At 60.9% G+C, this 24,144-nt stretch carries 28 protein-coding genes; 12 read left to right on the top strand and 16 right to left on the bottom strand.

Annotation, left to right across the window (positions count from 1 at the left end; translation table 11 throughout):
• Positions 1-197: 197 nt before the first annotated feature.
• From ubiB to ubiE, 4 genes are all read right to left on the bottom strand, one after another.
• The gene (gene ubiB, locus ACN9MZ_RS04590) at positions 198-1,757 is read right to left on the bottom strand and encodes a ubiquinone biosynthesis regulatory protein kinase UbiB (protein ID WP_426341083.1); all 1,560 of its coding nucleotides are present in this window, start codon (positions 1,755-1,757) and stop codon (positions 198-200) included.
• On the bottom strand, positions 1,754-2,362 hold the full coding sequence (locus ACN9MZ_RS04585) for a ubiquinone biosynthesis accessory factor UbiJ (RefSeq protein ID WP_426341082.1): 609 nt from the start codon (positions 2,360-2,362) through the stop codon (positions 1,754-1,756). The genes ubiB and ACN9MZ_RS04585 overlap by 4 nt, the downstream gene beginning before the upstream one ends.
• 77 nt (positions 2,363-2,439) lie before the next feature.
• Positions 2,440-3,381: a Tim44 domain-containing protein gene (locus tag ACN9MZ_RS04580; RefSeq protein WP_426341081.1), complete on the bottom strand. Its 942-nt coding sequence runs from the start codon at positions 3,379-3,381 to the stop codon at positions 2,440-2,442.
• Between the two features lie 11 nt (positions 3,382-3,392).
• Positions 3,393-4,127, bottom strand: a complete 735-nt coding sequence (gene ubiE, locus ACN9MZ_RS04575; protein WP_426167943.1) for a bifunctional demethylmenaquinone methyltransferase/2-methoxy-6-polyprenyl-1,4-benzoquinol methylase UbiE — start codon at positions 4,125-4,127, stop codon at positions 3,393-3,395.
• 132 nt (positions 4,128-4,259) lie between these two features.
• Here ubiE and ACN9MZ_RS04570 point away from each other — a divergent pair, with 132 nt between their 5' ends.
• Positions 4,260-4,508: a hypothetical protein gene (locus tag ACN9MZ_RS04570; protein WP_028101568.1), complete on the top strand. Its 249-nt coding sequence runs from the start codon at positions 4,260-4,262 to the stop codon at positions 4,506-4,508.
• 245 nt (positions 4,509-4,753) lie between these two features.
• On the opposite strand, the gene ACN9MZ_RS04565 is transcribed toward ACN9MZ_RS04570, so the two are convergent.
• The 4 genes from ACN9MZ_RS04565 to ACN9MZ_RS04550 form a co-directional block, all read right to left on the bottom strand.
• Positions 4,754-5,173 (bottom strand): gamma-butyrobetaine hydroxylase-like domain-containing protein, encoded by a 420-nt coding sequence (locus ACN9MZ_RS04565; RefSeq protein WP_426341080.1) that lies wholly within the window; start codon positions 5,171-5,173, stop codon positions 4,754-4,756.
• A complete protein-coding gene (locus ACN9MZ_RS04560) occupies positions 5,170-5,628 on the bottom strand; it encodes an HIT family protein (protein WP_426341079.1) in 459 nt (152 codons plus the stop codon). The genes ACN9MZ_RS04565 and ACN9MZ_RS04560 overlap by 4 nt, the downstream gene beginning before the upstream one ends.
• Entirely contained in the window at positions 5,625-9,635 is a 4,011-nt protein-coding gene (locus tag ACN9MZ_RS04555) for a DUF3683 domain-containing protein (RefSeq protein ID WP_426341078.1), read from the bottom strand. The genes ACN9MZ_RS04560 and ACN9MZ_RS04555 overlap by 4 nt, the downstream gene beginning before the upstream one ends.
• 208 nt (positions 9,636-9,843) lie before the next feature.
• Positions 9,844-10,338, bottom strand: coding sequence for a YqaA family protein (locus ACN9MZ_RS04550; RefSeq protein ID WP_426341077.1), 495 nt, complete (start codon positions 10,336-10,338; stop codon positions 9,844-9,846).
• A gap of 138 nt (positions 10,339-10,476) precedes the next feature.
• On the opposite strand from ACN9MZ_RS04550, the gene ilvA reads away from it, so the two are divergent.
• The 5 genes from ilvA to rapZ all read left to right on the top strand — a co-directional run bounded on the left by ilvA (position 10,477) and on the right by rapZ (position 15,460).
• A complete protein-coding gene (gene ilvA, locus ACN9MZ_RS04545) occupies positions 10,477-12,009 on the top strand; it encodes a threonine ammonia-lyase, biosynthetic (RefSeq protein WP_426341076.1) in 1,533 nt (510 codons plus the stop codon).
• A 211-nt stretch (positions 12,010-12,220) separates the two neighbouring features.
• Positions 12,221-13,054, top strand: coding sequence for an NADPH-dependent 7-cyano-7-deazaguanine reductase QueF (gene queF / locus ACN9MZ_RS04540; RefSeq protein ID WP_426341075.1), 834 nt, complete (start codon positions 12,221-12,223; stop codon positions 13,052-13,054).
• A gap of 95 nt (positions 13,055-13,149) precedes the next feature.
• On the top strand, positions 13,150-13,632 hold the full coding sequence (locus ACN9MZ_RS04535) for a PTS sugar transporter subunit IIA (protein WP_028101575.1): 483 nt from the start codon (positions 13,150-13,152) through the stop codon (positions 13,630-13,632).
• 2 nt (positions 13,633-13,634) lie between these two features.
• Entirely contained in the window at positions 13,635-14,570 is a 936-nt protein-coding gene (gene hprK / locus ACN9MZ_RS04530) for an HPr(Ser) kinase/phosphatase (protein WP_028101576.1), read from the top strand.
• A gap of 26 nt (positions 14,571-14,596) precedes the next feature.
• Entirely contained in the window at positions 14,597-15,460 is an 864-nt protein-coding gene (gene rapZ / locus ACN9MZ_RS04525; RefSeq protein ID WP_426341074.1) for an RNase adapter RapZ, read from the top strand.
• Here rapZ and ACN9MZ_RS04520 read toward each other — a convergent pair whose 3' ends face one another.
• Together ACN9MZ_RS04520 and ACN9MZ_RS04515 are read right to left on the bottom strand one after the other, a co-directional pair.
• A complete protein-coding gene (locus ACN9MZ_RS04520) occupies positions 15,461-15,955 on the bottom strand; it encodes an arsinothricin resistance N-acetyltransferase ArsN1 family B (RefSeq protein WP_426341073.1) in 495 nt (164 codons plus the stop codon).
• 78 nt (positions 15,956-16,033) lie between these two features.
• Positions 16,034-16,408, bottom strand: coding sequence for a VOC family protein (locus ACN9MZ_RS04515; protein WP_426341072.1), 375 nt, complete (start codon positions 16,406-16,408; stop codon positions 16,034-16,036).
• Positions 16,409-16,527: 119 nt separating this feature from the next.
• Here ACN9MZ_RS04515 and ACN9MZ_RS04510 point away from each other — a divergent pair, with 119 nt between their 5' ends.
• Genes ACN9MZ_RS04510 through ACN9MZ_RS04485 form a run of 6 tightly spaced genes read left to right on the top strand, consistent with a single transcriptional unit; the run spans position 16,528 to position 19,127 of the window.
• Complete coding sequence (locus ACN9MZ_RS04510; RefSeq protein WP_426341071.1) at positions 16,528-16,860, top strand: hypothetical protein; 333 nt, start codon at positions 16,528-16,530, stop codon at positions 16,858-16,860.
• Positions 16,857-17,585 (top strand): hypothetical protein, encoded by a 729-nt coding sequence (locus ACN9MZ_RS04505; RefSeq protein WP_426341070.1) that lies wholly within the window; start codon positions 16,857-16,859, stop codon positions 17,583-17,585. The genes ACN9MZ_RS04510 and ACN9MZ_RS04505 overlap by 4 nt, the downstream gene beginning before the upstream one ends.
• 46 nt (positions 17,586-17,631) lie before the next feature.
• Complete coding sequence (locus ACN9MZ_RS04500) at positions 17,632-17,961, top strand: hypothetical protein (protein WP_426341069.1); 330 nt, start codon at positions 17,632-17,634, stop codon at positions 17,959-17,961.
• Positions 17,961-18,341, top strand: a complete 381-nt coding sequence (locus tag ACN9MZ_RS04495; RefSeq protein WP_426341068.1) for a DUF7674 family protein — start codon at positions 17,961-17,963, stop codon at positions 18,339-18,341. Before ACN9MZ_RS04500 ends, ACN9MZ_RS04495 begins: the two co-directional genes overlap by 1 nt.
• A gap of 13 nt (positions 18,342-18,354) precedes the next feature.
• The gene (locus ACN9MZ_RS04490) at positions 18,355-18,897 is read left to right on the top strand and encodes a metal-dependent hydrolase (protein ID WP_426341067.1); all 543 of its coding nucleotides are present in this window, start codon (positions 18,355-18,357) and stop codon (positions 18,895-18,897) included.
• A gap of 29 nt (positions 18,898-18,926) precedes the next feature.
• Positions 18,927-19,127: an endo alpha-1,4 polygalactosaminidase gene (locus tag ACN9MZ_RS04485; protein WP_426341066.1), complete on the top strand. Its 201-nt coding sequence runs from the start codon at positions 18,927-18,929 to the stop codon at positions 19,125-19,127.
• A 133-nt stretch (positions 19,128-19,260) separates the two neighbouring features.
• Here ACN9MZ_RS04485 and ACN9MZ_RS04480 read toward each other — a convergent pair whose 3' ends face one another.
• The 6 genes from ACN9MZ_RS04480 to lptA form a co-directional block, all read right to left on the bottom strand.
• Positions 19,261-19,722 carry an Lrp/AsnC family transcriptional regulator gene (locus ACN9MZ_RS04480; protein ID WP_426167903.1) on the bottom strand — a complete coding sequence of 154 codons (462 nt, stop codon included), beginning with the start codon at positions 19,720-19,722 and terminating at the stop codon, positions 19,261-19,263.
• On the bottom strand, positions 19,719-20,804 hold the full coding sequence (locus tag ACN9MZ_RS04475; RefSeq protein ID WP_426341065.1) for an enoyl-CoA hydratase/isomerase family protein: 1,086 nt from the start codon (positions 20,802-20,804) through the stop codon (positions 19,719-19,721). Before ACN9MZ_RS04475 ends, ACN9MZ_RS04480 begins: the two co-directional genes overlap by 4 nt.
• A gap of 75 nt (positions 20,805-20,879) precedes the next feature.
• Positions 20,880-21,239: a ribosome hibernation-promoting factor, HPF/YfiA family gene (gene hpf / locus ACN9MZ_RS04470; RefSeq protein ID WP_426167899.1), complete on the bottom strand. Its 360-nt coding sequence runs from the start codon at positions 21,237-21,239 to the stop codon at positions 20,880-20,882.
• Positions 21,240-21,311: 72 nt separating this feature from the next.
• A complete protein-coding gene (locus tag ACN9MZ_RS04465) occupies positions 21,312-22,808 on the bottom strand; it encodes an RNA polymerase factor sigma-54 (RefSeq protein WP_426341064.1) in 1,497 nt (498 codons plus the stop codon).
• A 9-nt stretch (positions 22,809-22,817) separates the two neighbouring features.
• The gene (lptB, locus tag ACN9MZ_RS04460; protein ID WP_426341063.1) at positions 22,818-23,573 is read right to left on the bottom strand and encodes an LPS export ABC transporter ATP-binding protein; all 756 of its coding nucleotides are present in this window, start codon (positions 23,571-23,573) and stop codon (positions 22,818-22,820) included.
• 2 nt (positions 23,574-23,575) lie between these two features.
• On the bottom strand, positions 23,576-24,136 hold the full coding sequence (gene lptA, locus ACN9MZ_RS04455; protein WP_426167893.1) for a lipopolysaccharide transport periplasmic protein LptA: 561 nt from the start codon (positions 24,134-24,136) through the stop codon (positions 23,576-23,578).
• Positions 24,137-24,144 lie beyond the last annotated feature (8 nt).

Raw genomic sequence — 24,144 nt, 5'->3', positions numbered from 1 at the left:
CAGACCCAAGGGTCTGACCCGCTCCTACGACTGCTGCGGATTCGGGTCTGACGGGACGGCCCATCCGGCTTGGGTCAGACCCTGGGTTACCGGTTTTAAGCCAGCGCGCCAATTGCACCGGCACCCCACCCCGATCCCACGGCGTGAATTCGCCATCGAACCGCTGGTCCCAGAACTCCGGCGTGCGCGGATCGCGGTTAGTGAAGTCGGGCATAAGCGACGTACGCCACAGCGCCCAACACAAACGACCCGACCAGGAACGCAAAGAACGACAGCAAGCGATTGGTATGCCGCTGCTCTGCGACCAAGTGGGCCAGCAACTGCCTGGTCTCCACGTCGCGCTCCGCGGCGACGGTCAGCGCCTGGTGTGCCAGCCGAGGCAACTGCGGGAAGATATGCGAATAGCGCGGCGCTTCCGCCTTCAGGCGTTCCACCAGCCCGCGCCAGCCGACCTGCTCCGCCATCCAGCGCTCCAGGTAAGGCTTGGCCGTCTTCCACAGGTCCAGGTCAGGATCGAGCTGGCGGCCCAGACCTTCAATATTCAGCAGCGTCTTTTGCAGCAGCACCAGCTGCGGCTGCACTTCCACGTTGAAGCGGCGCGAAGTCTGGAACAGGCGCAGCAGCACCTGGCCGAACGAAATATCCTTCAGCGGACGGTCGAAGATCGGCTCGCAGCACGCCCGCACCGCGGCCTCCAGTTCATCGACACGGGTCTCTTTCGGCGCCCAGCCCGACTCGATATGCGCCTCCGCCACGCGCTTGTAATCGCGGCGGAAGAAGGCCAGGAAGTTCTGTGACAGGTAATCCTTGTCGTAATCGTTCAGCGTGCCGACGATGCCGAAGTCCAGCGCAATATAGCGGCCGAACGACTCAGGCTCGATTGACACCAGGATATTCCCCGGGTGCATATCGGCGTGGAAGAAGCCATCGCGGAACACCTGCGTGAAGAAGATCTCGACGCCATCGGACGACAGCTTTTTCAGGTCCACGCCGGCCTCGATCAGGCGATCGATCTGCGACACCGGAATGCCGTACATGCGCTCCATTACGATCACATTGCTGGAGCAATAATCCCAGTGCATCTCCGGCACCAGCAGCAACTTCGAGTCGGCAAAGTTGCGGCGCAACTGGCTGGCGTTGGCGGCCTCGCGCATCAGGTCCAGTTCATCGTGCAGGTACTTGTCGAACTCCTGCACCACCTCCTGGATTTTCAGGCGCTTTGAATCGGCCCACACGCGGTTGATGAAGTTGGCCGCGATATGCATCAGTGCCACGTCTTCATCGATCAGTTTCTTCATGCCCGGGCGCAGGACTTTCACTGCCACCTGGGTGCCATCCTTCAGCGCCGCGAAGTGCACTTGGGCGATGGAGGCCGACGCCACCGGCACGCGCTCGAAGCGCGCAAACAATTCGTCAGGATGGGCGCCCAGCGACTCCTCGATCATCCTGATCGCCAGGTCGGAATCGAAGGGCGGTACGCGGTCCTGCAGCTTGGACAGCTCGGCCACGATATCGAGCGGGAACAGGTCGCTGCGGGTCGACAGCACCTGGCCGAATTTCACGAAGATCGGCCCCAGTTCCTCCAGCGCGCGGCGCAGGCGCACGGCGCGCGGCGTCGACAGGTCGCGCCAGAAAAAGACGGTATCGAGGAACTTGCTGATGCGTGGCTTGTCGAAGCCGGAAATGGCGATTTCATCCAGCCCGTACTGGACGGAGACGCGGACAATCTTGAACAGCCTGAGGAATTTGCGAATCATGTAGCCAGTTTTTGTTCGAGTTTTTCCAGCCGCTTGCTGGCGCGTTCCACGTCGTCGCGGAAGCGGGTCACATCGGCCGCAAAGCTTTCCGCCACCACCGGGCGGATCAACAGCGGGTTCTCGTCGAGGAAATACTCCGCGACATTCTCGGCCACTTTGCGCTGGCCGTTGCGCGCGCCCTGCACTACCGCCTTGGCGCCCTGCACCAGGCGCACGGCTGCAATCGGGCCCACCAGTTTTTCCAGGTCGTACTCGGCTTCCCAGCGCAACGATTGCGACAGGCGTGAAATGGCGTTGGCGAATTCGGCGTCGCCTTCGATCTGCACGTAGGAGAAAGCACGCTCGCGGTTTTGCGCGATCAGGGGCAGGTCGCCCAGCTTCAGGCGGATCGTCACCGCTGCCCCGGCCTCGTTGCCCGCCGCTTCCACCATGCCATCGGGCGCCACGCGCAGGCGCAGCACAGCGGGGGTGGCATCGATCACGGCGACCTTGCCGGCATGCAGCTTGAGCTCAGTGCGCGCCCAGGGCTCCTGCGCCAGCAGGTGGTTGACAGTGGCTGCTGCCGGCATGCTCAGGCCAGGCAGCCTGGGAGGGAATGGGAACATTTTCAAGTGAGTCCAAATAAAACAAAACCGCCCCGGAAAACCAGGGCGGTCTCGATCTTACCAGTTACTGCGCCAGCTCACGCAAGCTGCTGGATACCTGCCAGCATCCAGCCAGTTTTGCCGTTATGCGGTTTGCTCAGGTTCCAGACTTCCTGGAACGGTTCCGGCAGCGCATCGGCGGCGGGTTTCATCTTGCCCCAGAACTTCACGCTGGCCAGGGAGTCATTGCCGTCATTCTCGATGCCCAGCAATTCGGCCTCGATCGCCACCACATCGGTGTACTCGGCTTGCGCACCGCGCTCCTGGATCTGCATGCGCAGCTCGGCAAAAACTTCGGGCGTGGTGAAAGTACGGATATCTTCCACGTCCGCCTTGTCCCATGCCGCTTGCAGGCGGATGTAGTTGGACTTGGCCGCACGCAGGAAGCCGGCGGTGTCGAAGTCGGCCGGCACGCCCCATGGGGTATGCGCCACGGTTTCTGCAGCTGCAGGCGCCGCCAGGGCTGCACCGGCAGCAGGCATCACCGGTTCGAAAGCCGTCGGCTGCAATTGGTGCACATTGCCGCCGCTGTAAGCACCGCTGAACGCTGGCTGGCCTGCCGGCTGCGATTTACGGCGCAGCATGCGGACGATGAAGAAGATCACGCCGCCGATCAGGGCGATCATCAGGATCGAGCTGATGGCCGACGCCATGGCGCCGCCCAGGCCGAAGTGCGACAGCAGTGCGCCCAGACCGAGGCCGAGCAGTGCTCCGCCGAGGATGCCCTTCCACATGCTAGGTTTCGGCGCCGGAGCCGGTGCTGCAGGCGCAGGCGCTGCAGCCGGACGGGTGGCAGTCGGCGCTGCAGCCGGAGCGGTGGGCGCCGGTGCAGTAGTGGTCTGCTTCGGCATGCTGCTCACGCTCGACGACTGGCGGCCGAAGGATTTGCTGCCGCCCATCGGGCGCGCAGACAACTCGCTCATCATGCTCACAGCGGACAGCGCAATCATCGCGCCGGCCAGGAATTTCTTCATGTTCATCGTTGGATGTCTCACATTTTGATGCCAGTGTGTAAAGCGGCCACACCCGCCGTCAGGTTGTAGTACTGCACGCGCTCCAGACCCGCAGCCTGCATCATGGTCTTCAGCGTTTCCTGGTCCGGGTGCATGCGGATCGATTCGGCCAGGTAGCGATAGCTCTCCGAATCGTTGGCCACTTTCTGGCCCATCCACGGCAACACCGTGAAGGAATAAAAGTCATATGGTTTTTGCAAGAGCGGATCCACTTTCGAGAATTCCAGCACCAGCAATTTGCCGCCCGGCTTCAACACGCGACGCATTTCAGAAAGTGCAACATCCTTGTGCGTCATATTGCGCAGGCCGAACGCCACGCTGACACGGTCGAAGTAGTTATCCGGAAACGGCAACTTCTCCGCATCGCAAATCAAGGTGGGGGTAACCAGTCCCTTATTCAAGAGACGATCACGGCCGACACGCAGCATCGACTCATTGATATCCGTCAGCCACACCTCGCCAGTTGAGCCAGCCGCCTTGGCAAACGCCTTGGCCAGGTCGCCAGTGCCACCCGCGATGTCGAGCACCTTCATGCCTGGCCGCACGGCAGCGTTAGCAATTGTGAAAGCCTTCCAGATGCGGTGCAGGCCGCCGGACAGCAGGTCGTTCATGATGTCGTACTTGGCGGCGACGGAGTGGAAGACCTTGGCGACTTCCTTGACTTTGTCGTCTTCGTTGACGGTTTTATAACCGAAATGGGTGGTATTGGTCATTTGAGGGTGCCTTGTAATTGCCGCATTATACATTTGTGGGGTGACGCACAGATTTTGATGAAGCTTGTCAACCAGAATGCTCAACGGGTCGTTTTATGGCTCAGACGATTTGTCTTACAAGGAGATTTTCAGATGGAGCTTCAGCAAAAATTGCCCGCGGACATTTTTTTCCCGGATATCGACGAAGCCACCAAGCAGTTCATCGATGCCACCCGCGCCCAATCGCGCGCCCTGGCGTCCGCTGAGCCGCATCCAATGACCTTCAACGTCGAGGCAATTCGCCGTTTGACTCCTGAAGCCCGCGCCGCATTCCGCTACATCTGGGAACGCGAGCAGCAGCGCTACGAAGAGTTCCAGCGCCGCAAAATGATGGTCAACTAAGCACACTTTCAGTGGCGGCAACATGCCGCCATTCCCTGAAGTATCCGAAAGCAGGCATTCGGGCCAAGCGTAAGCTGGCCCAATGCCCAGCAAGACCTACCTCGACACTTCCATCCTCTGCGCCCTGGCCGACCCGCCAGCCCGTAGCGCCTACGCACGCACCTGTCAGGCGCATACCCGCACCCTCTGCACTTCCGAAATTGCTCTTCAGGCAATCACCCGCCTGAGGTTGGACAGCGACTAATTCAGTGGTGGTGGCCGCAGCCGTGTGCCTTGTTGGCGGCTCCGGGCAGGACGGTGCCGGGTTCACGGCCGGAATCACCTGGGAAGCCGGCGGCTTCCAGGCGCTTCAGGTAGTCGGCCCAGTGATGCTCCATGCGCGCGCCGAGATCGTACAGGTAATCCCAGGTGTAGAGACCGGAGTTGTGGCCATCGTCGAAAGTCGGCTTGACGGCATAATTCCCGACCGGCTCGAGGTTGGTCATGACGACCTCCCGCTTGCCGACCTGCAGCACTTCCTGGCCCGGTCCATGGCCCTTCACTTCCGCAGACGGCGAATACACGCGCAGCAGTTCGAAAGGAATATTGAAGCTCGCGCCATCGTCGAAGGAAACTTCGAGGTAGCGCGATTTGCTGTGGACAGTCAGGCCGGTAGGAGTGCTCATTTCAGGTTCAGGACAATCGCCGCGCGCAAGGCCGGCAGCAAAGCCGCACGTGCTGCCACGGCGGCTGGATCGGCTTCGCGCTGCTTCGCGCCCCAGGTCGGGTTCGGGAAGTGCGCATCGTCAGTGTAGCGCGGGATCACGTGCCAGTGCACGTGCGGCGTCATATTGCCGAAGCTGGCCACGTTGACCTTGTGCGGCGCCATGGTCGTGCGTTGCGCCTGCTCTACCGCCCACACCGCCCACATGACGTGGTCGCGGTCTTCCGGCGACAGGTCGGTCATCTCGCGCACATGGTCCTGCCACACCACGCGCGTATAGCCCGGATAGCCAGGCTCGTCGACCAGGACGACAGCCAGGCGGTCGTCGCGCCAGACCAGCTGGCTGGCCGCGCCGGCCGGCGCCGCGTCGAAGCCGGCCAGCAGCTTGCACAGGTCGCAGTTCGCAGTCGTCGTCATACCAGCACCCTCTCGATGCCGCCATCATTGGCGCGCGCCACGTAATCCACCAGCCAGTTGTCGCCCAGCTTATGCTTGGCGATTTCGATCACGATGTAATCGGCGGTGGTTCCCGAATCGTCGTTATAGCGGCTCAGGCCCTGCATGCACGATGGGCAGGAAGTCAGGATCTTGACGTCGCCCTGGAAGCCGTCGGCACGCAGCTTGTCTGCGCCCGACACCATTTCCTGCTCCTTGCGGAAGCGGACCTGGGTCGAAATATCCGGACGCGCATTCGCCAGCGAACCGGACTCGCCGCAGCAGCGGTCGTTCTTCTCGATCTTCACGTTGTCGATGGTCGACACCAGGGCATTCACGGTCTTGATCGGGTCCTGCTGCTTCATTGGCGTGTGGCAAGGATCGTGGTACATGTAGCGGGTACCCTCGACACCTTCCAGCTTGACGCCCTTCTCCAGCAGGAATTCGTGGATGTCCATGATGCGGCAGCCCGGGAAGATCTTCTCGAACTCGTAGGTGGCCAGCTGGTCGTAGCAGGTGCCGCAAGACACCACCACGGTCTTGATATCGAGGTAGTTCAGCGTATTCGCCATGCGGTGGAAGAGGACGCGGTTATCCGTCATCATCTTCTCGGCCTTGTCGAAGTCACCCGCGCCGCGCTGCGGATAGCCGCAGCACAGGTAGCCCGGTGGCAGCACGGTTTGCACGCCCACTTCCCACAGCATGGCCTGGGTCGCTAGGCCCACCTGCGAGAACAGGCGCTCCGAACCGCAGCCCGGGAAGTAGAACACCGCCTCGGTATTGGCGTTGGTCTTCTTCGGATCGCGGATGATCGGGATCATCTTGTTGTCTTCGATGTCCAGCAGCGCACGCGCCGTTTTCTTCGGCAGGTTGCCCGGCATCTTCTTGTTCACGAAGTGGATCACCTGCTCGCGCACGGCCGGCTTGCCGACGGTTGGCGGCGGCGCCTTGGTCTGCTTGCGCGCCACGGCCTTGAACACTTCATGCCCAAGGCGCTGCGCCTTGTAGCCCCAGCCGATCATGGTCTGGCGGGTGGCGTTGATGGTCGCAGGGTCGGTCGCGTTCAGGAAGAACATGGTCGCCTTCTTGCCCGGATTGAACGACCGCTTGTTCATCTTGCGCAGCAGGTTACGCATGTTCATCGACACGTCGCCGAAGTCGATATTGACCGGGCAAGGCGTGGCGCACTTGTGACACACGGTGCAGTGGTCGCTGACGTCTTCGAATTCTTCCCAGTGGCGGATCGAAATGCCGCGGCGGGTCTGTTCTTCGTACAGGAAGGCTTCGATCAGCGACGAGGTGGCGAGGATCTTGTCGCGCGGCGAATACAGCAGATTGGCGCGCGGCACGTGGGTCGAGCACACCGGCTTGCACTTGCCGCAGCGCAGGCAGTCCTTCACGCTGTTGGCGATGTCGCCGATATCGCTTTGCTGCATGATCAGCGATTCGTGGCCCATGAGGCCGAAGGACGGCGTGTAGGCGTTTTCCAGCGTGGCTTCCATGCCCGGCAGGTTGAGCAGTTTGCCTTTGTTGAAGCGGCCTTCCGGGTCGACGCGCTTTTTGTACTCGCGGAATTCGCCGATCTCATCTTCGGTCAGGAATTCCAGCTTGGTAATGCCGATGCCATGTTCGCCCGAGATCACGCCGTTCAGCGAACGGGCCAGCTTCATGATGCGCGCCACGGCCTTGTGCGCATCCTGCAGCATTTCGTAATGGTCCGAGTTGACCGGCAGGTTGGTGTGCACGTTGCCGTCGCCGGCATGCATGTGCAGCGCCACGAAGACGCGGCCATGCAGCACGCGCTTGTGGATCGCCTGCGCTTCGTCCAGGATCTGCTTGTAGGCGCCGCCGTTGAAGATCTGGCGCAGCTGTGCGCGGATTTCCTGCTTCCAGCTGATGCGCACGGTGCGGTCTTGCGCTACGTCGAACAGGGTCGCTTGCGGCTGATGCTGCAGGCGGTCGTCCAGCGCGCCGGCCAGATGCTCCAGGCCCAGCGCCAGCAGGTCGCCGCGCACTTCCGCCAGCGGCTTGTCCAGGTTGGCGAGGATGAAGGTCCAGCGTGCATGCACCTGGTCCACCAGCGCCAGCGCCTGCGCCTGGCGGTCGCCCAGCATTTCCGCATAGCCGACCTTGTCGTCGGTGGCGTCGTCGCTCTTGCCGATCGGGAGCTTGTCGGCAGCGAGGAATTCGCGTAATTCTTGAGCCAGTTGCAGCTTGTTCTTGATCGACAGTTCGATGTTGATGCGCTCGATGCCGTCGGTGTATTCGCCCATGCGGTTCAGCGGAATCACCACGTCTTCATTGATCTTGAAGGCGTTGGTGTGTTTTGCGATTGCCGCGGTGCGGGCACGGTCCAGCCAGAATTTCTTGCGCGCTTCCGGGCTCACGGCCACGAAGCCTTCGCCGACGCGGGTGTTCGCCAGCCGTACCACTTCGGATGCGGCCAGCGCCACCGCGTCTTCATCGTCTCCGACGATGTCGCCGAACAGCGCCATCTTCGGCAACACGCCGCGCTTGGACTTGGTCGCGTAGCCGACGGCGCGCAGGTAGCGCTCGTCCAGGTGCTCCAGGCCGGCGAGGCGGATGGTCTTGAACTGTTCGCCCTGTGCCGGCAGGCCGTCCAGGTAATCCTTGATCTCCACGATCGAAGGAATCGCGTCGCGCGCCTGGCCGAAGAACTCCAGGCAGACCGTGCGCGTGAACTTCGGCATCTTGTGCAGGATCCAGCGCGCCGAGGTGATCAGGCCATCCGTGCCCTCTTTCTGCACGCCCGGCAGGCCAGCCAGGAACTTGTCGGTGACGTCCTTGCCCAGGCCTTCCTTGCGGAACTTGCGGCCTTCGATTTCCAGGATCTCGGTCTTGAACGGTTCGCCCTTGGCTTCGCCGCGCGAATTCGGATGCGTCCATTCCAGCTTGAAGCGCGCGAGCGGCGTGTCGTGGATCTTGGACAGGTTGTGGTCCAGGCGCGTGACTTCCAGCCAGTCGCCGTTCGGGTCGACCATGCGCCACGACGCCAGGTTATCCAGCGCGGTCCCCCACAGCACGGCCTTCTTGCCGCCCGCATTCATCGCGATATTGCCACCGATGCAGGACGCGTGGGCCGAAGTCGGATCGACGGCGAACACGAAGCCCGCCTTCTCGGCCGCCTCGCTGACCTTGTTGGTGATGACGCCCGCTTCCGAATGCACGGTCGCGTATTCGCGGTCCAGGCCCGGCAGCACCTTCATTTCAACGGCGCCCAGCTTGAGCAGCTTTTCGGTGTTGATCACGGCCGACAGCGGCGTCAGCGGAATGGCGCCGCCGGTGTAGCCGGTGCCGCCGCCGCGCGGGATAATGGTCAGGCCAAGTTCGATACAACCTTTCACCAGGCCGGCCATTTCGTCTTCGCTGTCCGGCGTCAGCACCACGAATGGATACTCGACGCGCCAGTCGGTCGCATCGGTCACGTGGCTGATGCGCTTCATGCCATCGAAGCAGATATTGTGCTTCTCGGTGTACTTGCCCAGCACCTTCAGCGTACGCTTGCGCAGGTCGTACATCTGGCGGAATTCCTCGCCGAAGTCGGCCACCGCCTTGCTGGCGGCGCGCAACAGCTTTTCCACGTTGCCGCTGCGCTTCTGCGATTCGGCATCGGCCACCGCGTCAACGGTGTTGCGGCGCTTGTCGACTTCCGACAGGCGGTGGTGCAGCGCGTCGATCAGGGCCTGGCGGCGCTTCGGGTTGTCCAGCAGGTCATCCTGCAGGTAAGGGTTGCGGCGCACGACCCAGATATCACCCAGCACTTCGTACAGCATGCGTGCGGAACGGCCTGTCTGGCGGGATGCCCGCAGTTCGTCCAACAACGCCCAGGATTCTTCGCCCAGCAGGCGAATCACGATCTCGCGATCGGAGAAGGAGGTGTAGTTGTACGGAATTTCCCGCAAGCGGGCATGGGCGTGACCATCGGGCGATTCGGCGAGCAGTGCCTGGATTTGAGCTGGTGCGTTCATATTGCGTGGACGGGGGGCTGACGCTGGGACAGGCCATTCTATCTTATTGCGGCGCACAAGATGGAAACAGCCTTAGAGGTCAACGGGGTTCCGTTAACGTCAATCTGCGGAATATTGTATCGAAATAAATGAAAAATTCCGCCGTTAATTTTCCATAGACCCGCACTGCGGTGCCGAAGTTTTGCATCCTTGCTGCTATGCGGAATGTTTATCCGCCGAGAGCGTGGGCCAGCGAGCGCCAGAAGCCATCCGGCACATACAGCAGCAGCGAGGTCATCGTCAGGTAGCGCGCCAGTTTGCCGATCGCCATGTACATGACCGACGACCAGAACGGCAGCTTCAGCCAGCCGCCCAGGGTGCACAGGGGGTCGCCAATCCCCGGCACCCAGGACAGCAGCATGGTCTTGGCCCCATAGTGCGCAAGCCAGCCGAACCAGCGGCTCGAACGTTCCTTGGTAAAGGCCTTCTTCGCGTAATAACCGATCCAGTAGTCAGCGATCCCGCCCAGCGTGTTGCCGACGGTGGCGACCGCAATGGCCGGCCAGAACAGTTCGGGGTTGGCTTTACAGACGGCAAAGACAGCAGGCTCCGAGCCCAGGGGCACCAGCGTAGCAGAGACGAAACTGATGATAAAGACGGATGTCAGCCCCACTTCTGGCGCTGCAATAAGGTCGAGCAACCAGCGAATAGCGTTTTCAATCATGGGTCAATTATAATCATCCGTACCAAGCACAAAGCACGTTAGACAACCTGCCACCCGCATACCCGCATGGCAGGCGTGCATCCCCTTCGGTTACCCGCCGTTGTCAGTCTTTGCACCACACCTTTACTTTTGCAAATCATGACTATCGACTACCTGAAGAAAATCCTGACTTCCCGCGTCTACGACGTGGCCCATGAAACTCCGCTCGAACTGGCACCGATTCTCTCGCAACGAATTGGCAATCAGATTTACTTCAAGCGCGAGGACATGCAGGACGTCTTTAGCTTCAAGGTACGCGGCGCTTACAACAAGATGGCGAATCTGAGCGACGCGCAATTGAAGCGCGGCGTCATTTGCGCCTCCGCCGGCAACCACGCGCAGGGCGTCGCCCTCTCCGCAGCCAAACTCGGTTGCCGAGCGCTCATCGTCATGCCGGCCACCACCCCGCTGCTGAAAATTGAATCCGTGCGCCGCCGCGGCGGCGCCAGCGTGGAGGTTGTGCTGCACGGCGAGTCCTATACGGACGCCTACAACCACGCCCTGCAGCTTGAGAAAGAGCAGAAGCTGACTTTCGTGCACCCGTTCGACGATCCGGAAGTGATCGCCGGCCAGGGCACGATTGCCATGGAAATCCTGCGCCAGCATTCCGGCCCCATCCACGCGATCTTCGTGCCGATCGGCGGCGGCGGCCTGATTGCCGGTGTCGCAGCCTATGTGAAGCAGCTTCGCCCGGATATCAAGATCATCGGCGTGCAAACCATGGATTCGGATGCGATGGGCCGCTCGGTCAAGGCTGGAGAGCGGGTGACCTTGTCCGACGTGGGCCTGTTTGCCGACGGTACCGCGGTGCGCCTGGTTGGCGAAGAAACCTTCCGCCTCGCACAGCAATTCGTCGATGAAGTGATCGTGGTCGATACCGATGCGATCTGCGCGGCGATCAAGGACGTGTTCACCGATACGCGCTCGATCCTGGAGCCTTCCGGCGCGCTGGCCGTAGCCGGCGCCAAGGCTTATGTCGAACGCTCGGAAATGGGCAAATATCCGGTGCAGGGCGAGACGCTGGTGACCATCTGCAGCGGCGCCAACATGAACTTCGACCGCCTGCGCTTCGTGGCGGAACGCGCCGAACTCGGTGAGTCGCGCGAAGCCGTGTTTGCCGTCACCATGCCGGAGCAGCGCGGCTCGTTCAAGCGCTTCTGCAGCCTGGTTGGCCCGCGCAATGTGACGGAATTCAACTACCGGATAAGCGACCAGGAGCAGGCGCACGTGTTCGTCGGCGTGCAGATTGCCGATCGCAGCGAGTCTTCGTCGATTGCGCGGCGCTTTGAGGAGAACAACTTCAAGACGCTGGATTTGACCCATGACGAACTGGCCAAGTCGCACCTGCGCCACCTGGTCGGCGGCAAGAGCGTGCTGGCCAAGGATGAATTGCTGTATCGCTTTGAATTCCCTGAGCGGCCGGGGGCGCTGATGCGCTTCCTCGATTCGATGGCGCCGGAGTGGAATATCTCCTTGTGCCATTACCGCTCGCAGGGCGGCGACGTGGGGCGGATTCTGATTGGCTTGCAGGTGCCGCCGCAGGATATGGATAAGTTTGCGCAATTCCTGGCGACGCTGGGGTATCGCTATTGGGATGAGTCGCAGAATCCGGTGTATAAGCTGTTCCTCTGAAACCGGTAAGCCTGGGTCTGACCCGAGGGTCAGACCCTATCTGCAGCGCGGCCAACGGTGCTGGTTGTGCGCTCTTGATCTTCGTCGAAAGTCAAAGTCCTCGAACCCACCTCACGGCTTCGAAACCGTTGGGGGTCTGACCCTTGGGTCAGACCCGGATTTACCGGTTTTTGGTAAACTGGCAGGCCGTATCAAGAAAAGCCAGCACGCCATGTCCAACCTCCCCGAACATTCCCCCCTCGGCAAAACCTCCGCCTACCGCACCGACTACGCGCCGGAACTCCTGTTCCCCATCCCGCGCCAGGGCAAGCGTGACGAACTGGGACTGAAAGGCACCCTGCCCTTCTTCGGAGTGGACATCTGGAACGGCTACGAGCTGTCCTGGCTGAACATGCGCGGCAAGCCGCAAGTGGCGGTGGCCCGCTTCACCATCCCTGCCGATTCGCCAAACTTGATCGAATCCAAATCTTTCAAGCTTTACCTCAATTCCTTCAACCAGACCAAACTGGCCGGCCCCGACGCGCTGAAAATGCTGCTGCAGCAAGACTTGTCCGCCGCCGCCGGCGCCAGCGTGCATGTCACCCTGACCATGCAGGAGGACTTCCAAAAACTGGAAATGGGCGAGCTGGAAGGCCAGTTGCTGGACCGCCTCGACATCGACGTCGACAACTACTCCCCTCAGCCGCACACACTGAAAGCCAACTTCGAGGAGCTGCCAGTAGAGGAGACCCTCGTCTCGCATTTGCTGAAGTCAAATTGCCTGGTCACTGGCCAACCCGACTGGGGCAGCGTGCAAATCAGCTACTACGGGCCGCAGATCGACCAGGAAAGCCTGCTCAAATACCTGATCGGCTTCCGCGAGCATAATGAATTCCACGAGCAGTGCGTCGAGCGCATCTTCACGGACATCCTGCGCCAGTGCAAGCCGCAGCACTTGACGGTGTATGCACGGTATACCCGCCGAGGCGGCCTTGATATCAACCCATGGCGCACCAACTTTAGTAGTGCACAGCGGCCGTCCAATTTGCGCAACGCCCGCCAGTAAGGGATTTTTCCACGTAGAAACATTGCGTGAAATTCGAGTTACACGGCTGAGAAAGAGGCCTATAATGCGCTCGCAAAGCACATCAATGTCGCGTCATGAATAACCTGAGCAAAATCCTTTCGCTAGAGAACGTCCAGCTCGACCTGGAAGTCTCCAGCAAAAAGCGCGCTTTCGAGCAAGCCGGCCTGATCTTCGAGAACAACTGCGGCATCGCTCGCTCCACCGTATCGGACAACCTGTTCGCGCGTGAGCGCCTGGGCTCCACCGGCCTCGGCCACGGCGTCGCTGTGCCGCACGGGCGCATCAAGGGTTCCAAGAGCCTGAAGGCACCGCTGGCCGCCTTCGTCCGCCTGGCCGAACCGATTCCTTTTGAATCTCCGGACGGCAAACCTGTGAACCTGCTGTTCTTCCTGCTCATCCCCGACCACGTGACGCAGCAGCACCTCGAAATCCTGTCCGAGATCGCAGAAATGTTCTCGGACGACGCCTTCCGCCAGGCACTGACGGAAGACCCGGACCCGAAATCGGTCTACAGCCGCATCGTCAACTGGCAGCCTAGCCTGCAAGCGGCAGGTTGAACATGCTGCAAACGCCGCTGACGATCCAGAGACTGTACGACGACAATCGCGAAACCCTGCAACTGGGCTGGTTCGCCGGCTTTCCAGGCGGCGAGCGCCTGATCTCCGGCGACGTCGCTTCGGCGGCCGACCAGGTTGGCCACTTGAATACGATTCACCCTGGACGCATCCAGGTGTTCGGCCACCAGGAAATCAATTACTACCAGCGCCTCAAATCGCTGACGCGCGCCCATGTGATCGGTGAACTGATCGCAGGCGGCCCGCCGGCGCTGATCATCGCCCAAGGGCTCGAGACCCCGCCTGACATCCTGGCGATTTGCGACGAAAAGAATATCCCGCTGTTCTCCACGCCGCTGCCTGCAGCGCAGGTGATCGACTTCCTGCGCGTCTACCTGTCGAAAAAGCTGGCGCAACGCATCATCATGCACGGCGTGTTCATGGACGTGCTGGGGGTGGGCGTGCTGATTACCGGCGACTCCGGCCTCGGCAAATCCGAGCTGGGACTTGAATTGATTTCACGTTCGCACGGACTGGTGGCCGACGATGCGGTGGAATTCGCGCGCATCGCTCCCAACATGATCGAAGGCCGCTGTCCGCCACTGCTGCAAAACCTGCTGGAAGTGCGTGGCCTGGGCCTGCTCGATATCAAGGCGATCTTCGGCGAGACTGCCGTGCGCCGCAAGATGCGCCTGAAGCTGATCGTGCACCTGGTGCGCCGTTCAGCGCTGGAAGAAGAGGTGGAACGCCTGCCGTTCCAGTTCCCGACCGAAGACGTGCTGGGACTTCCGATCCGCAAGGTCGTGATTCCCGTTGCAGCCGGCCGCAACATCGCGGTGCTGCTGGAAGCTGCGGTTCGCAACACGATCCTGCAACTGCGCGGAATCGACACGCTGCAGGAATTCATGGAGCGGCAACGACAGGCCATGTCCGGCGACTGATACGGACTAATGGTACTATCGGTCACATGCGAATCATCCTACTCACCGGCATCTCCGGCTCCGGCAAATCCGTTGCGCTGAATGTCCTTGAAGACATCGGCTACTACTGCGTCGACAACCTGCCGCCTGCCCTGCTGCCGGACCTGATCAATCGCCTCGCAATCGAGGGAACGGATGCATTGGCCGTCGCGGTCGACGCACGCAGCGCTTCCAGCCTTGCCAGCCTGCCCGGCGAATACCGCAAGCTGAAAGAAGACGGCCACGAGGTCAAGGTGATCTTCCTCACTGCGAATACCCACTCGCTGGTGGCGCGCTTCTCCGAAACCCGCCGCAGCCACCCGCTGTCGCACGAGCTGGCTCCTGGCGAAAATCCTGCAGCCCGCCGCACGCTGATCGAATGCATCGCCGAAGAACGCGAGCGCCTGTCCGCGATCCAGCAGCTTGGCCACGTGATCGATACGTCGGAAATGAGTGCCAACAAACTGCGCGCCTGGGTCAAGGACCTGGTGCACAGCGAGAACGCGCCATTGACGCTGTTCTTTGAATCGTTCGCCTTCAAGCTCGGCGTGCCGCTCGACGCCGATTTCGTGTTCGACGTGCGCGCGATTCCCAACCCGTATTACGACCTCACCTTGCGTCCGTTGAACGGCCGCGACGCACCGGTGATCGCCTTCCTCGATGCGCAGGAAAGCGCGGAAGAGATGTTCCAGGACATCAAGGGCTTCGTCACCAAATGGCTGCCGCACTTCAAGCGCGACAACCGCTCCTACCTGACGGTAGCCGTCGGCTGCACCGGCGGCCAGCACCGTTCAGTGTATATGGCCGAACGCCTGGCGCGTCACTTCGCGCCGACTGAAACCGTTGTGCTGCGCCACCGCGAGCAATCCTGATCACTCCAGGCGTAGCTGCCAGTAGCTGACGTCGACCCACCGGCCAAACTTGCGGCCGACTTCCTTGAACGCGCCGACCGGCTGGAAGCCCATCTTCTCATGCAGGCCAACGCTGGCTTCATTCGGCATCGCCACGCCGCCGATCACAAGATGCACGCCGCTCTGGCGCAGCAGATTGAACAAATGCTGGTACAAATTGCGCGCAAAGCCTTTGCCGCGCACCTCCTGGTGAAGGTAGATGGAGCTTTCGACCGAGAAGCGATAAGCGGAGCGCTCCTTCCATTTGCTGGCGTAGGCGTAGCCCAGGATCTTGCCATCCTGCTCCAGCACCAGCCAGGGCAGCTTCGATGAAATCACTTTCGTGATGCGGCCGGCCATGTCGTCGACACCGACTTCGGCCTCTTCGAAAGTAATGGTGGTAGTTGAAACGTAGTGGTTGTAGATTGCAGCGATGGCAGCAGCATCGGCCGGGTGGGCTGAGCGTATGGTGGGCATGAGCGCTTGGGTGAAGTTTGATGACCCAAGCATTACAGCAAGATGCGGGCCAGCCGCCGGCCGGCCCCGTGCACCAAATTAATCCAGCCAGTGCACCACTTCGATCGTATGCTGGTCAGGATCGGTGATCATCGTCCCAAAATAGCGCGCGTTGACATCGGGCCGCAGGCCCGGCTTGCGCAAAGAAGCGGCGCCTTGCGCCATGGCGTTGGCGTGGAAGGCGTGCGTTGCCAGCTGCGATGGCGCCTTGATCGCAATGTGCCCGCGCTGGCCCACCAGCGGCGCGTCGCCTTGCGCCGGATAGATTGCAAAGGCCCAGTGGCCGTCGGCGCCGAAGATGGCCTGGCCTTCGTCTTCGTGCTGCACGCTGTAGCCAAGCGGCTCCAGGCAGGCTTTGTAGAATTCAACCGCGCGTGGCAGATCGCGGGTGGCAATGGATACGTGGTCAATCATGATGCTCTCCTTTCAAACAACGAGCGATCATCTTAGGCAGTCCAGGCGAAACAATTTCCCGATTACATCTATAGCGGTGAGTAATTTTTTCACTTATCGATATGCTAACATTCGCCGATATGAAGAAATCAATTCCCATCCTCATTCTGGCGATGCTGGTCCTGATTCCTGCGGTGCAGGCAGCTGGACAGCACCCCAAATACAATCTGGACTGGCCGCGTGCAGGCGAAGTCCTGAGCTACCAATCCTGCGGCTGTGCCGACTCCTGCTGGACTGCAGAACTCAAGCAGGGCAAGCAGCTCAAGGCTCGCCTGCGCTGCGATTGCGAGAAGCTTTACTTCACCAAAGAGGGTGGCCAGGAACAAAAAGTTGCGGACAGCTGCGATGAATTCAACGTTGAAAGCAAGATGGGTCTGATCCCGCAACGCATGAGGGAGTTGAAGGAAAAATGAGCCTGCTCGTCTTGCTGGCAGCAGCCGCTGTCGGTTCTGCGCCCGTCGATCCCGATCCGGCCTGGCGCTGCACGGCGCAGCACTATGGCGCCTTCGTTTCGCCATCCGGCGCCGCGGCCAAATGGCCCGTGCTGAAGGCCTTGCCGGAACACTTGCGCAACAAGAGGTCCATGCTGCTCAACACAGCGGGCGCCTATGCCGGCGGCAAGTCGCATGTCATGTACGTTGATGTCAAAGCCGGCAACGCTTACGTCGAGCAATCCGCCGGCACGCGGGATTCCATCGTGATCTTCGGCCCACTGCCAAAGATCGCCTGTGCGGATCCTGCGGCAACCGACATCCTCGATCTCGCGCACTTCTTCATGGACACCTATGCAGAAGACCTCACCGCCGGCGATCGCAAGGCGCTGGCCAACCGCTATTCCCGGCGCGGCACCATTTTCATTGGCGGAGAATGGAAAGAAGAAATTGGCTTTGACAAGCTTTCCAACGAATACGCAAAAAGCTGGAAGCCGCCCGTCACGTTCCGTTGGCAAGGCCTGGCATTCGAAAAACTCGGTGACCAGTCGGTGATGGTCACCGGCGGTGTGGCGCGGAGCGACCAGGCTGGCCGCGAGACCACGTCCCATTCCTACGCCGTTCTCCTGATCAAGGAAGACGGAGAACTGCGCATCCGCATGGAAAGCGGCGCGCCTCCAGCCCGGCCGCAGCTCAGCCGCCGGTAACAATTAAAAACAAATCGACGGCCGATTTTTGATCTATCATCTGCATATGGCGATCTCATTACTGCTTGCCGCAGCGCTGGGCGCTGCACCTCCCGAGCCGGAACCAATCTGGCGCTGCACGGCTGCGCACTACGCCGGCTTCGTGTCGCCCTCCGGCACCCGCGAAAAATGGCCTACGGTGCCGAAGCTGCCGGAGAACTTGCGCGACACACGCCACATGACGCTGAATTCACCCGGCATGCTGCCAGGAGGGCGAGCCCACATGATGTACGTCGACAGCGCAGCCAAGGTCGTCTACATCCTGCAAACTTCCGGCCCAGCTGATTCCGAGGTCGTATTCGGCCCGTTGCCTCCGGTCGACTGTCCCAAAGAGTAATGGAGACGAATGCCTCCTTCTATTTGGCAGTCAGAGAACGCTTCCCCACCCTGGCCCAGAAGACTGATCGCAAGTACCTCAAGGACTGGGGCGAGCAGCCTTCGGAGCAAGATGCCTATGGCTGGTTCCAATTCGTCGCCAACACATTGAACGATGAGATGAGACGGGAGGCCTATCTCCCCGAAAGTGCGGAAGCCTTCCTGTTCATCGCGCATGTATTCGCGTCAGCCAGCGAAGAAGTCAGGCGCTGCATCGACGTTTCGTTTGTGGAGAACCTGTTCTGGCAGGTGCCGCCAGCGAAAGCCGCCGCATATTGGAAAAAGCTGCCATTGCAACTGCAGGCCTTGTACGTCGATTTCCACAGCAAGCCTCCCATTTAAGTTCCTCTGCACCATGCCCACTATCCTTACCCATCCAGCGATTCCGCTGGCACTCGGCGTCGTGCTTGGCCCAAACCGCATTTCCCGCCGGCTGCTGTTGGCAGGCATGGTTGCGGCGATCGTGCCTGACATGGACGTCATCGCTTTCAAGCTCGGGATCGAATACGCGAACCAGCTCGGACACCGCGGCGCATCGCATTCGATCGTGTTTGCACTTGCATTGGGAATGCTGGCGGCACTTGCCGCGCCGTGGCTGCAGGCGAAACGATGGGTGACGATGGCGTTCGTGTCGATTGCCTGCGTTTCGCATCCCTTGCTCGACATGCTGACAACCGGCGGCCTCGGTGCAGCCATCTGGTGGCCATTCTCCGATCAGCGGCATTTCTTCCCGGTCCAGTTTATCCGCGTATCGCCATTGACAATGGGGCGCTTCCTGGGCCCTGCCGGCTTGACTGTCATTAAATCTGAACTCCTATGGGTTTGGCTGCCCTGCCTTTCCACGATGGTGACCGCCTATACCATACGCAACGACATCGCTCGCGACCGACTGGCGTAAAGGTCGACTGCACAAAGGAAACTCAAACGATGGCAACGGAACCTGTCTCGTTATTCGCTCAAGAAATAAACCCTGGGCTGGTAATCGAAGTCCTGAAGAAATTGAATGCAAAGTTCAGGGTAGTAGGCACCGACGACGACGCCACGCAGCTCGGTTACAACCGATTCCTGGCAAGCGAAGCGCACCGCCGGGGAATGTCCATTGCATTGAAAAACGATACGGATCAGTGAGTATGCTGCGCCATACAGCAGCGATCCCACAGCGCGTGCCAAGCTGTGCGCCGATGCCAACGCCCGCAAGTTCCAAACGCTGGTGCTGCCGCCCGCGCTGGACGACAGCTTGCGCTACAGCTGCGAGCCATGACTACAGCGTCAGCTTGGTCTCGAACTTGGAGCAGTTCATCGCGAACAGGCTCTTGACGTTGATGACGTTGTGGTGCGAGGTGAAGACGCGCCGTGTGAAGGCGCTGTACTCTTCCATCGACTCCACCGTGACGATCAGGTGGAAGTCGAACTCGCCGGCCACTTCGTAGCAGGACATCACCTCGGGCTCGGAACGCATGCGGTGTTCGAACTGCTTGAGGATGTCGGTATTCTGCTTCTCCAGTTCGACCGACACGAATACCGTCAGCGGCCGCCCGGCGAGCGCGCGGTCAACCAGCGCGACAGCCTTGACCAGCACGCCGTCGTTGCGCAGCCTTTCAATGCGGCGCTGGCAGGTCGCGACCGACGAATGCACGCGCTCCGCGATCTCGCGCAACGGCGTGCTGGCATCTTCTTGCAGGATATTCAGGATGCCCCGGTCGATCCGGTCCAGATCCCTCATGCGAGGTGGCGCAAGGGGTGCGCCCAGGCCGGCCAGCATGGTTCGAAGAAGCGCTCCACCATGGCGGGCGTCACTTCGGCCAGCGTTGCAGGATTCCACTGCGGCTGGTTGTCCTTGTCGATCACCAGCGCGCGCACGCCTTCGAAAATCTCGCCGTGTTCGAAGTTGCGGCGCACCAGGTTGCGCTCCATGCGCAAGCAGTCGGACACGCCCAGCGACGCGCCGCGCTTCAGCAGCTCGTGGGTCACGCTCATCATCAGCGGCGAGCGCATTTCCATTGCCTTCAGCGACTTCTGCGCGAAAGGCGTGCTGTCGCCTCGCAGCGAATCCATGATGGCGGGTACCGAGCCCGCCGAGAAATGCTGGTCGATCAGGCCGCGCTGCGCTTCCAGTTCGCTGTCGCCGGCGAAGGCGTTGTGCGGGCCAGCGAAGACTGCGACAGCGTCGCGCAACGAATTGCCGGGCGTCGACTCGAACAGCTTGGCCAGTCCGGCCAGTTCCGTCTCCGGCACGAAGAAGTCGGCCAGGTCGAGGTAGAGCGCATCCGCGGCGCCGACCGTCAGCCCGGTGAGGCCGAGCCACATGCCAAGCTGTCCCGGCGCATGCGACAGGAAGTGGCTGCCGCCCACGTCGGGAAACAGGCCGATGTTCACCTCGGGCATCGCCATCCTGGTACGGCCCGTGACGATGCGCACGCCGCACGCCGGCCCGCCCTGCGCGATGCCCATGCCGCCGCCCATCACCACGCCATCCATCAGCGCCACATAAGGCTTGGGATAGAAATGGATTAAATGGTTCAGCGCATATTCTTCGGTGAAGAAGTCTTCCAGCAGCGCGCTACCGCCTTGCGTATTGCTGCGGCCGACGTCGTGGAAGAAGCGGATATCGCCGCCTGCGCACAGCGCGCGTTCGCTGCTGCTGCGCACCACGACCGCCGCCACCGACGCGTCGTCGCGCCATGCCAGCAGCGCCTGGGACATCGCGCGCACCATGTCGAGGGACAGTGAATTGAGGGCTTTGGGGCGGTCCAGCGTGATGAAGCCGATACCGTTGGAGAGTTGGGTGTGTACGTGTTCGCTCATGCAAATATTCTAACGCACACTGGTCGCAAAAAAGGGCGCCAATTGCGCCCTTTGGTGTGCTACACGGCCAGTCCTTTACATGGCGGTGGGTGGTGCCTCATACGTATCCGGGAAATGCTTGATGGCCGCATGACTGTGGTTCTGCACACGGTCCTTGTATTTCATGACCTGGCGATCCAGTTTATCAATCAGGGTATCGATGGCGGCGTAAAGATCCTGCGACAGGCTTTCGACGTAAACAGTTTTGCCAGACATGCGCAGGTTGATTTCGGCTTTCTGGCGTTTCTCTTTCTCGGTGAGGTTATCTACGGTCAGGATGACAGCAATATCGATTACTTGATCGAAATGGCGCTTGACTCGTTCCAGCTTGTTCTGCACGTACTCGCGAATGGCTGGGGTCACTTCGACATGATGTCCACTGATGGTGAGATTCATACACACTCCTAAAGATGATGTCGCTCTCGAGTTCGTGTACGCCGAAACGCACAGAGGAACCCATGCACTGCACTACAAGGATTTGCGGAGGCTAACTGGAGGGATCTTCAACGCTTCTCGATATTTGGCAACAGTCCGTCGCGCAATCACCATGCCTTGTTCACCCAGCATGTCCGCAATCTTACTGTCGGATAAAGGATTTTTCGGGTCTTCTGCTCCTGTCAATTGCACGATCAGTGCCCGTATCGCAGTCGAGGAAGCCTCCCCCCCGGCTTCGGTCGCGACGTGGCTACCAAAGAAATATTTCAACTCAAACATGCCGTGTGGGGTGAGCATATATTTTTGAGTTGTTACGCGAGAAATAGTGCTCTCGTGTAGTCCCAGTGTATCAGCAATTTCACGCAACACAAGGGGTCTCATGGCCACTGCGCCATGACTGAAAAAGTTCTTTTGTCTTTCTACTATCGCTTCCGCGACGCGCAGGATCGTGTCGAAGCGCTGGCGCATATTCTTGATCAACCACTTGGCTTCCTGCAGCTGGCCATTCATCTGCGACTCGCTCTTGCCTTGCTTGAGCAAGTTGGCATACAGCGCGTTCACCCGCAGGCGCGGCACCACGTCGTTATTCAGGGTGACGATCCAGCCGCCGCGGCCCTTTTTCACAATCACGTCCGGCACCACGTAGTCTGACTCGCCTGACGCAAATTCGGCGCCCGGATGCGGGTTGCACTGGCGGATCACGCACTGCGCTTCGCGCAAGTCTTCATCGTCGCAGTCGAGCGCTTTCTTCAGCTTGGTGAACTCGCGCTGGGCGAACCAGGCCAGGTGCTTCTCGACGATGGTCAGCGCCATGCGGCGCGTCACCAGCGGCACGCCGGGCATGCGCCTGATCTGCAGCGCCAAGCATTCGGAGGCATTGCGTGCGGCGACGCCGGGCGGATCGAAGCTTTGCAGCAGCACCAGGCTGCAACGCAGGTCGTCCAGTTCGATTTCCAGCTCGGGCGGCAGGCGCTCGTGGATTTCTTCCAGCGGCTCTTCCAGGTAGCCGTTCTCGTCCAGCGCATCGATGATCAGTTCCATCAGCGCGCGGTCGCGCGGCTCCTGCACGGTGACGCGCATCTGCTCGAGCAGGTGTTCGCGCAGCGTGCAGCCGGAAGCTTCCAGTTGCGGGCGACTGTCTTCGTCGTCGGCGGATTTGCTGCCGGCGCTGGCGCTCCAGTCGGCGTCGTCGCTGCCGTTGCCGGCTTCACGGTCGCCGGCTTCATAGGTATCGCTTTCGCCGGCAGCGGCCGGGGCTTCGCCGCCCTCGCCTTGCGGGCCTTCAGCCGAAGGCGTGGCGGGAGCTTCGGCGCCATTGCCGTTGCCCTGGCTGATGGCGCCATCGGCCAGCAGGCGTACCGTGTGGTCGAGCGGGTCGTCAAGGCGCTCCAGCATGGGATTGTCGCCAAGCAGCTGTTCCAACTCCTGGTGCAGCTCCAGCGTGGACAGCTGCAGCAGGCGGATGGATTGTTGCAGCTGCGGCGTCAGCGCCAGGTGTTGCGAGGTTCGCAGTTGCAGTGTTTGTTTCATGGCCTTCGCTTACATGCGGAAGTGTTCGCCGAGGTAGACGCGACGAACGGATTCGTTGGCAATGATGTCGTCCGGGCGGCCCGAGGCCAGCACGGCGCCCTGGTTGATGATGTAGGCGCGGTCGCAAATGCCGAGGGTCTCACGCACATTATGGTCGGTGATCAGCACACCGATATTGCGCTCCTTCAGGAAACGCACAATACGTTGGATTTCGATCACGGCGATCGGGTCGACGCCGGCAAATGGCTCGTCCAGCAGCACGAAGCGCGGGTTGGTGGCCAGGGCGCGCGCAATTTCCACGCGGCGGCGTTCGCCACCGGACAGCGACAAGGCCGCGTTCTCGCGCAGCTTTTCGATTTGCAAGTCGGCCAGCAGCGATTCCAGGCGCTGGTTGATTTCCGCCTTGGGCAGAGGCTTGCCGTCCACCTTCTGCAGTTCCAGCACGGCGCGGATGTTTTCTTCCACCGTCAGCTTGCGGAACACCGAAGCTTCCTGCGGCAGGTAGGACAGGCCCAGCGTGGCGCGCTTGTGGATCGGCAGGCTCGACACGTCGGTGCCGCCGATATCGATGGTGCCTCCATCGGAAGCCACCAGGCCGACGATCATGTAGAAAGAGGTCGTCTTGCCGGCACCGTTGGGACCCAGCAGGCCGACCACTTCGCCGCAATCGACTTGCAGCGAAACGTCGTGCACCACCTGGCGTTTGCCATAGGTTTTCTGGAGGCCGCGCACGACCAGCGTGCTGGCGCAGTTATTTGCTTGCATGCTTACTTCTTCTCCGTCGGCGTCGCTGGGGGTTCGGTACGGGTCGGCTGGATCACCATGGTGCCGCGACCGCCGCCGGGCTTGCTTTCCCCGCTGGCCGAATTGCGCACGCTGAAGAATTCCTTGCGGCTGTCGTAAGAAATGAACTCACCCTGCACTTCATCGTTCTGCTTGCCGCCTTCCAGGCGGCGGATGGTAGCCTTGTTGAACATCTTCACCAGTTCAACCTGTTCCTCGTACTCGATGCGGTCGGCATCGCCTTCCACCCACTGGTCGCCGGCGCCGTCGCGCTTCTGGCGGAAGGTGGCTTTCTTGCCGTCGCCAAACAGCGTCACTTGCTGGAAACCCTCCGGCGTCTGCTTGACGTAGGCGCGCTCGGCCGTCATGGTCAGGGTGCCGCGGGTCAGCTTGACGCCGCCCAGCAGGATGGTGACCTGCTTGACGTCGTCGATGTCCATCGAGCCGTAGCTGATGTTGGTCGGCTTGTAGGAGTCGGCTTTCTCAGCCAGCGCCGGAGCGGCGACTCCCAGCAGCAAGGCTGCCGACAAGAGTAGTCGTTTCATATTCATTC

Source organism: Pseudoduganella sp. S-14 (assembly GCF_049913285.1).
Taxonomy (GTDB): domain Bacteria; phylum Pseudomonadota; class Gammaproteobacteria; order Burkholderiales; family Burkholderiaceae_D; genus Rugamonas.
This window is presented reverse-complemented; position numbering and strand designations above follow the sequence as displayed.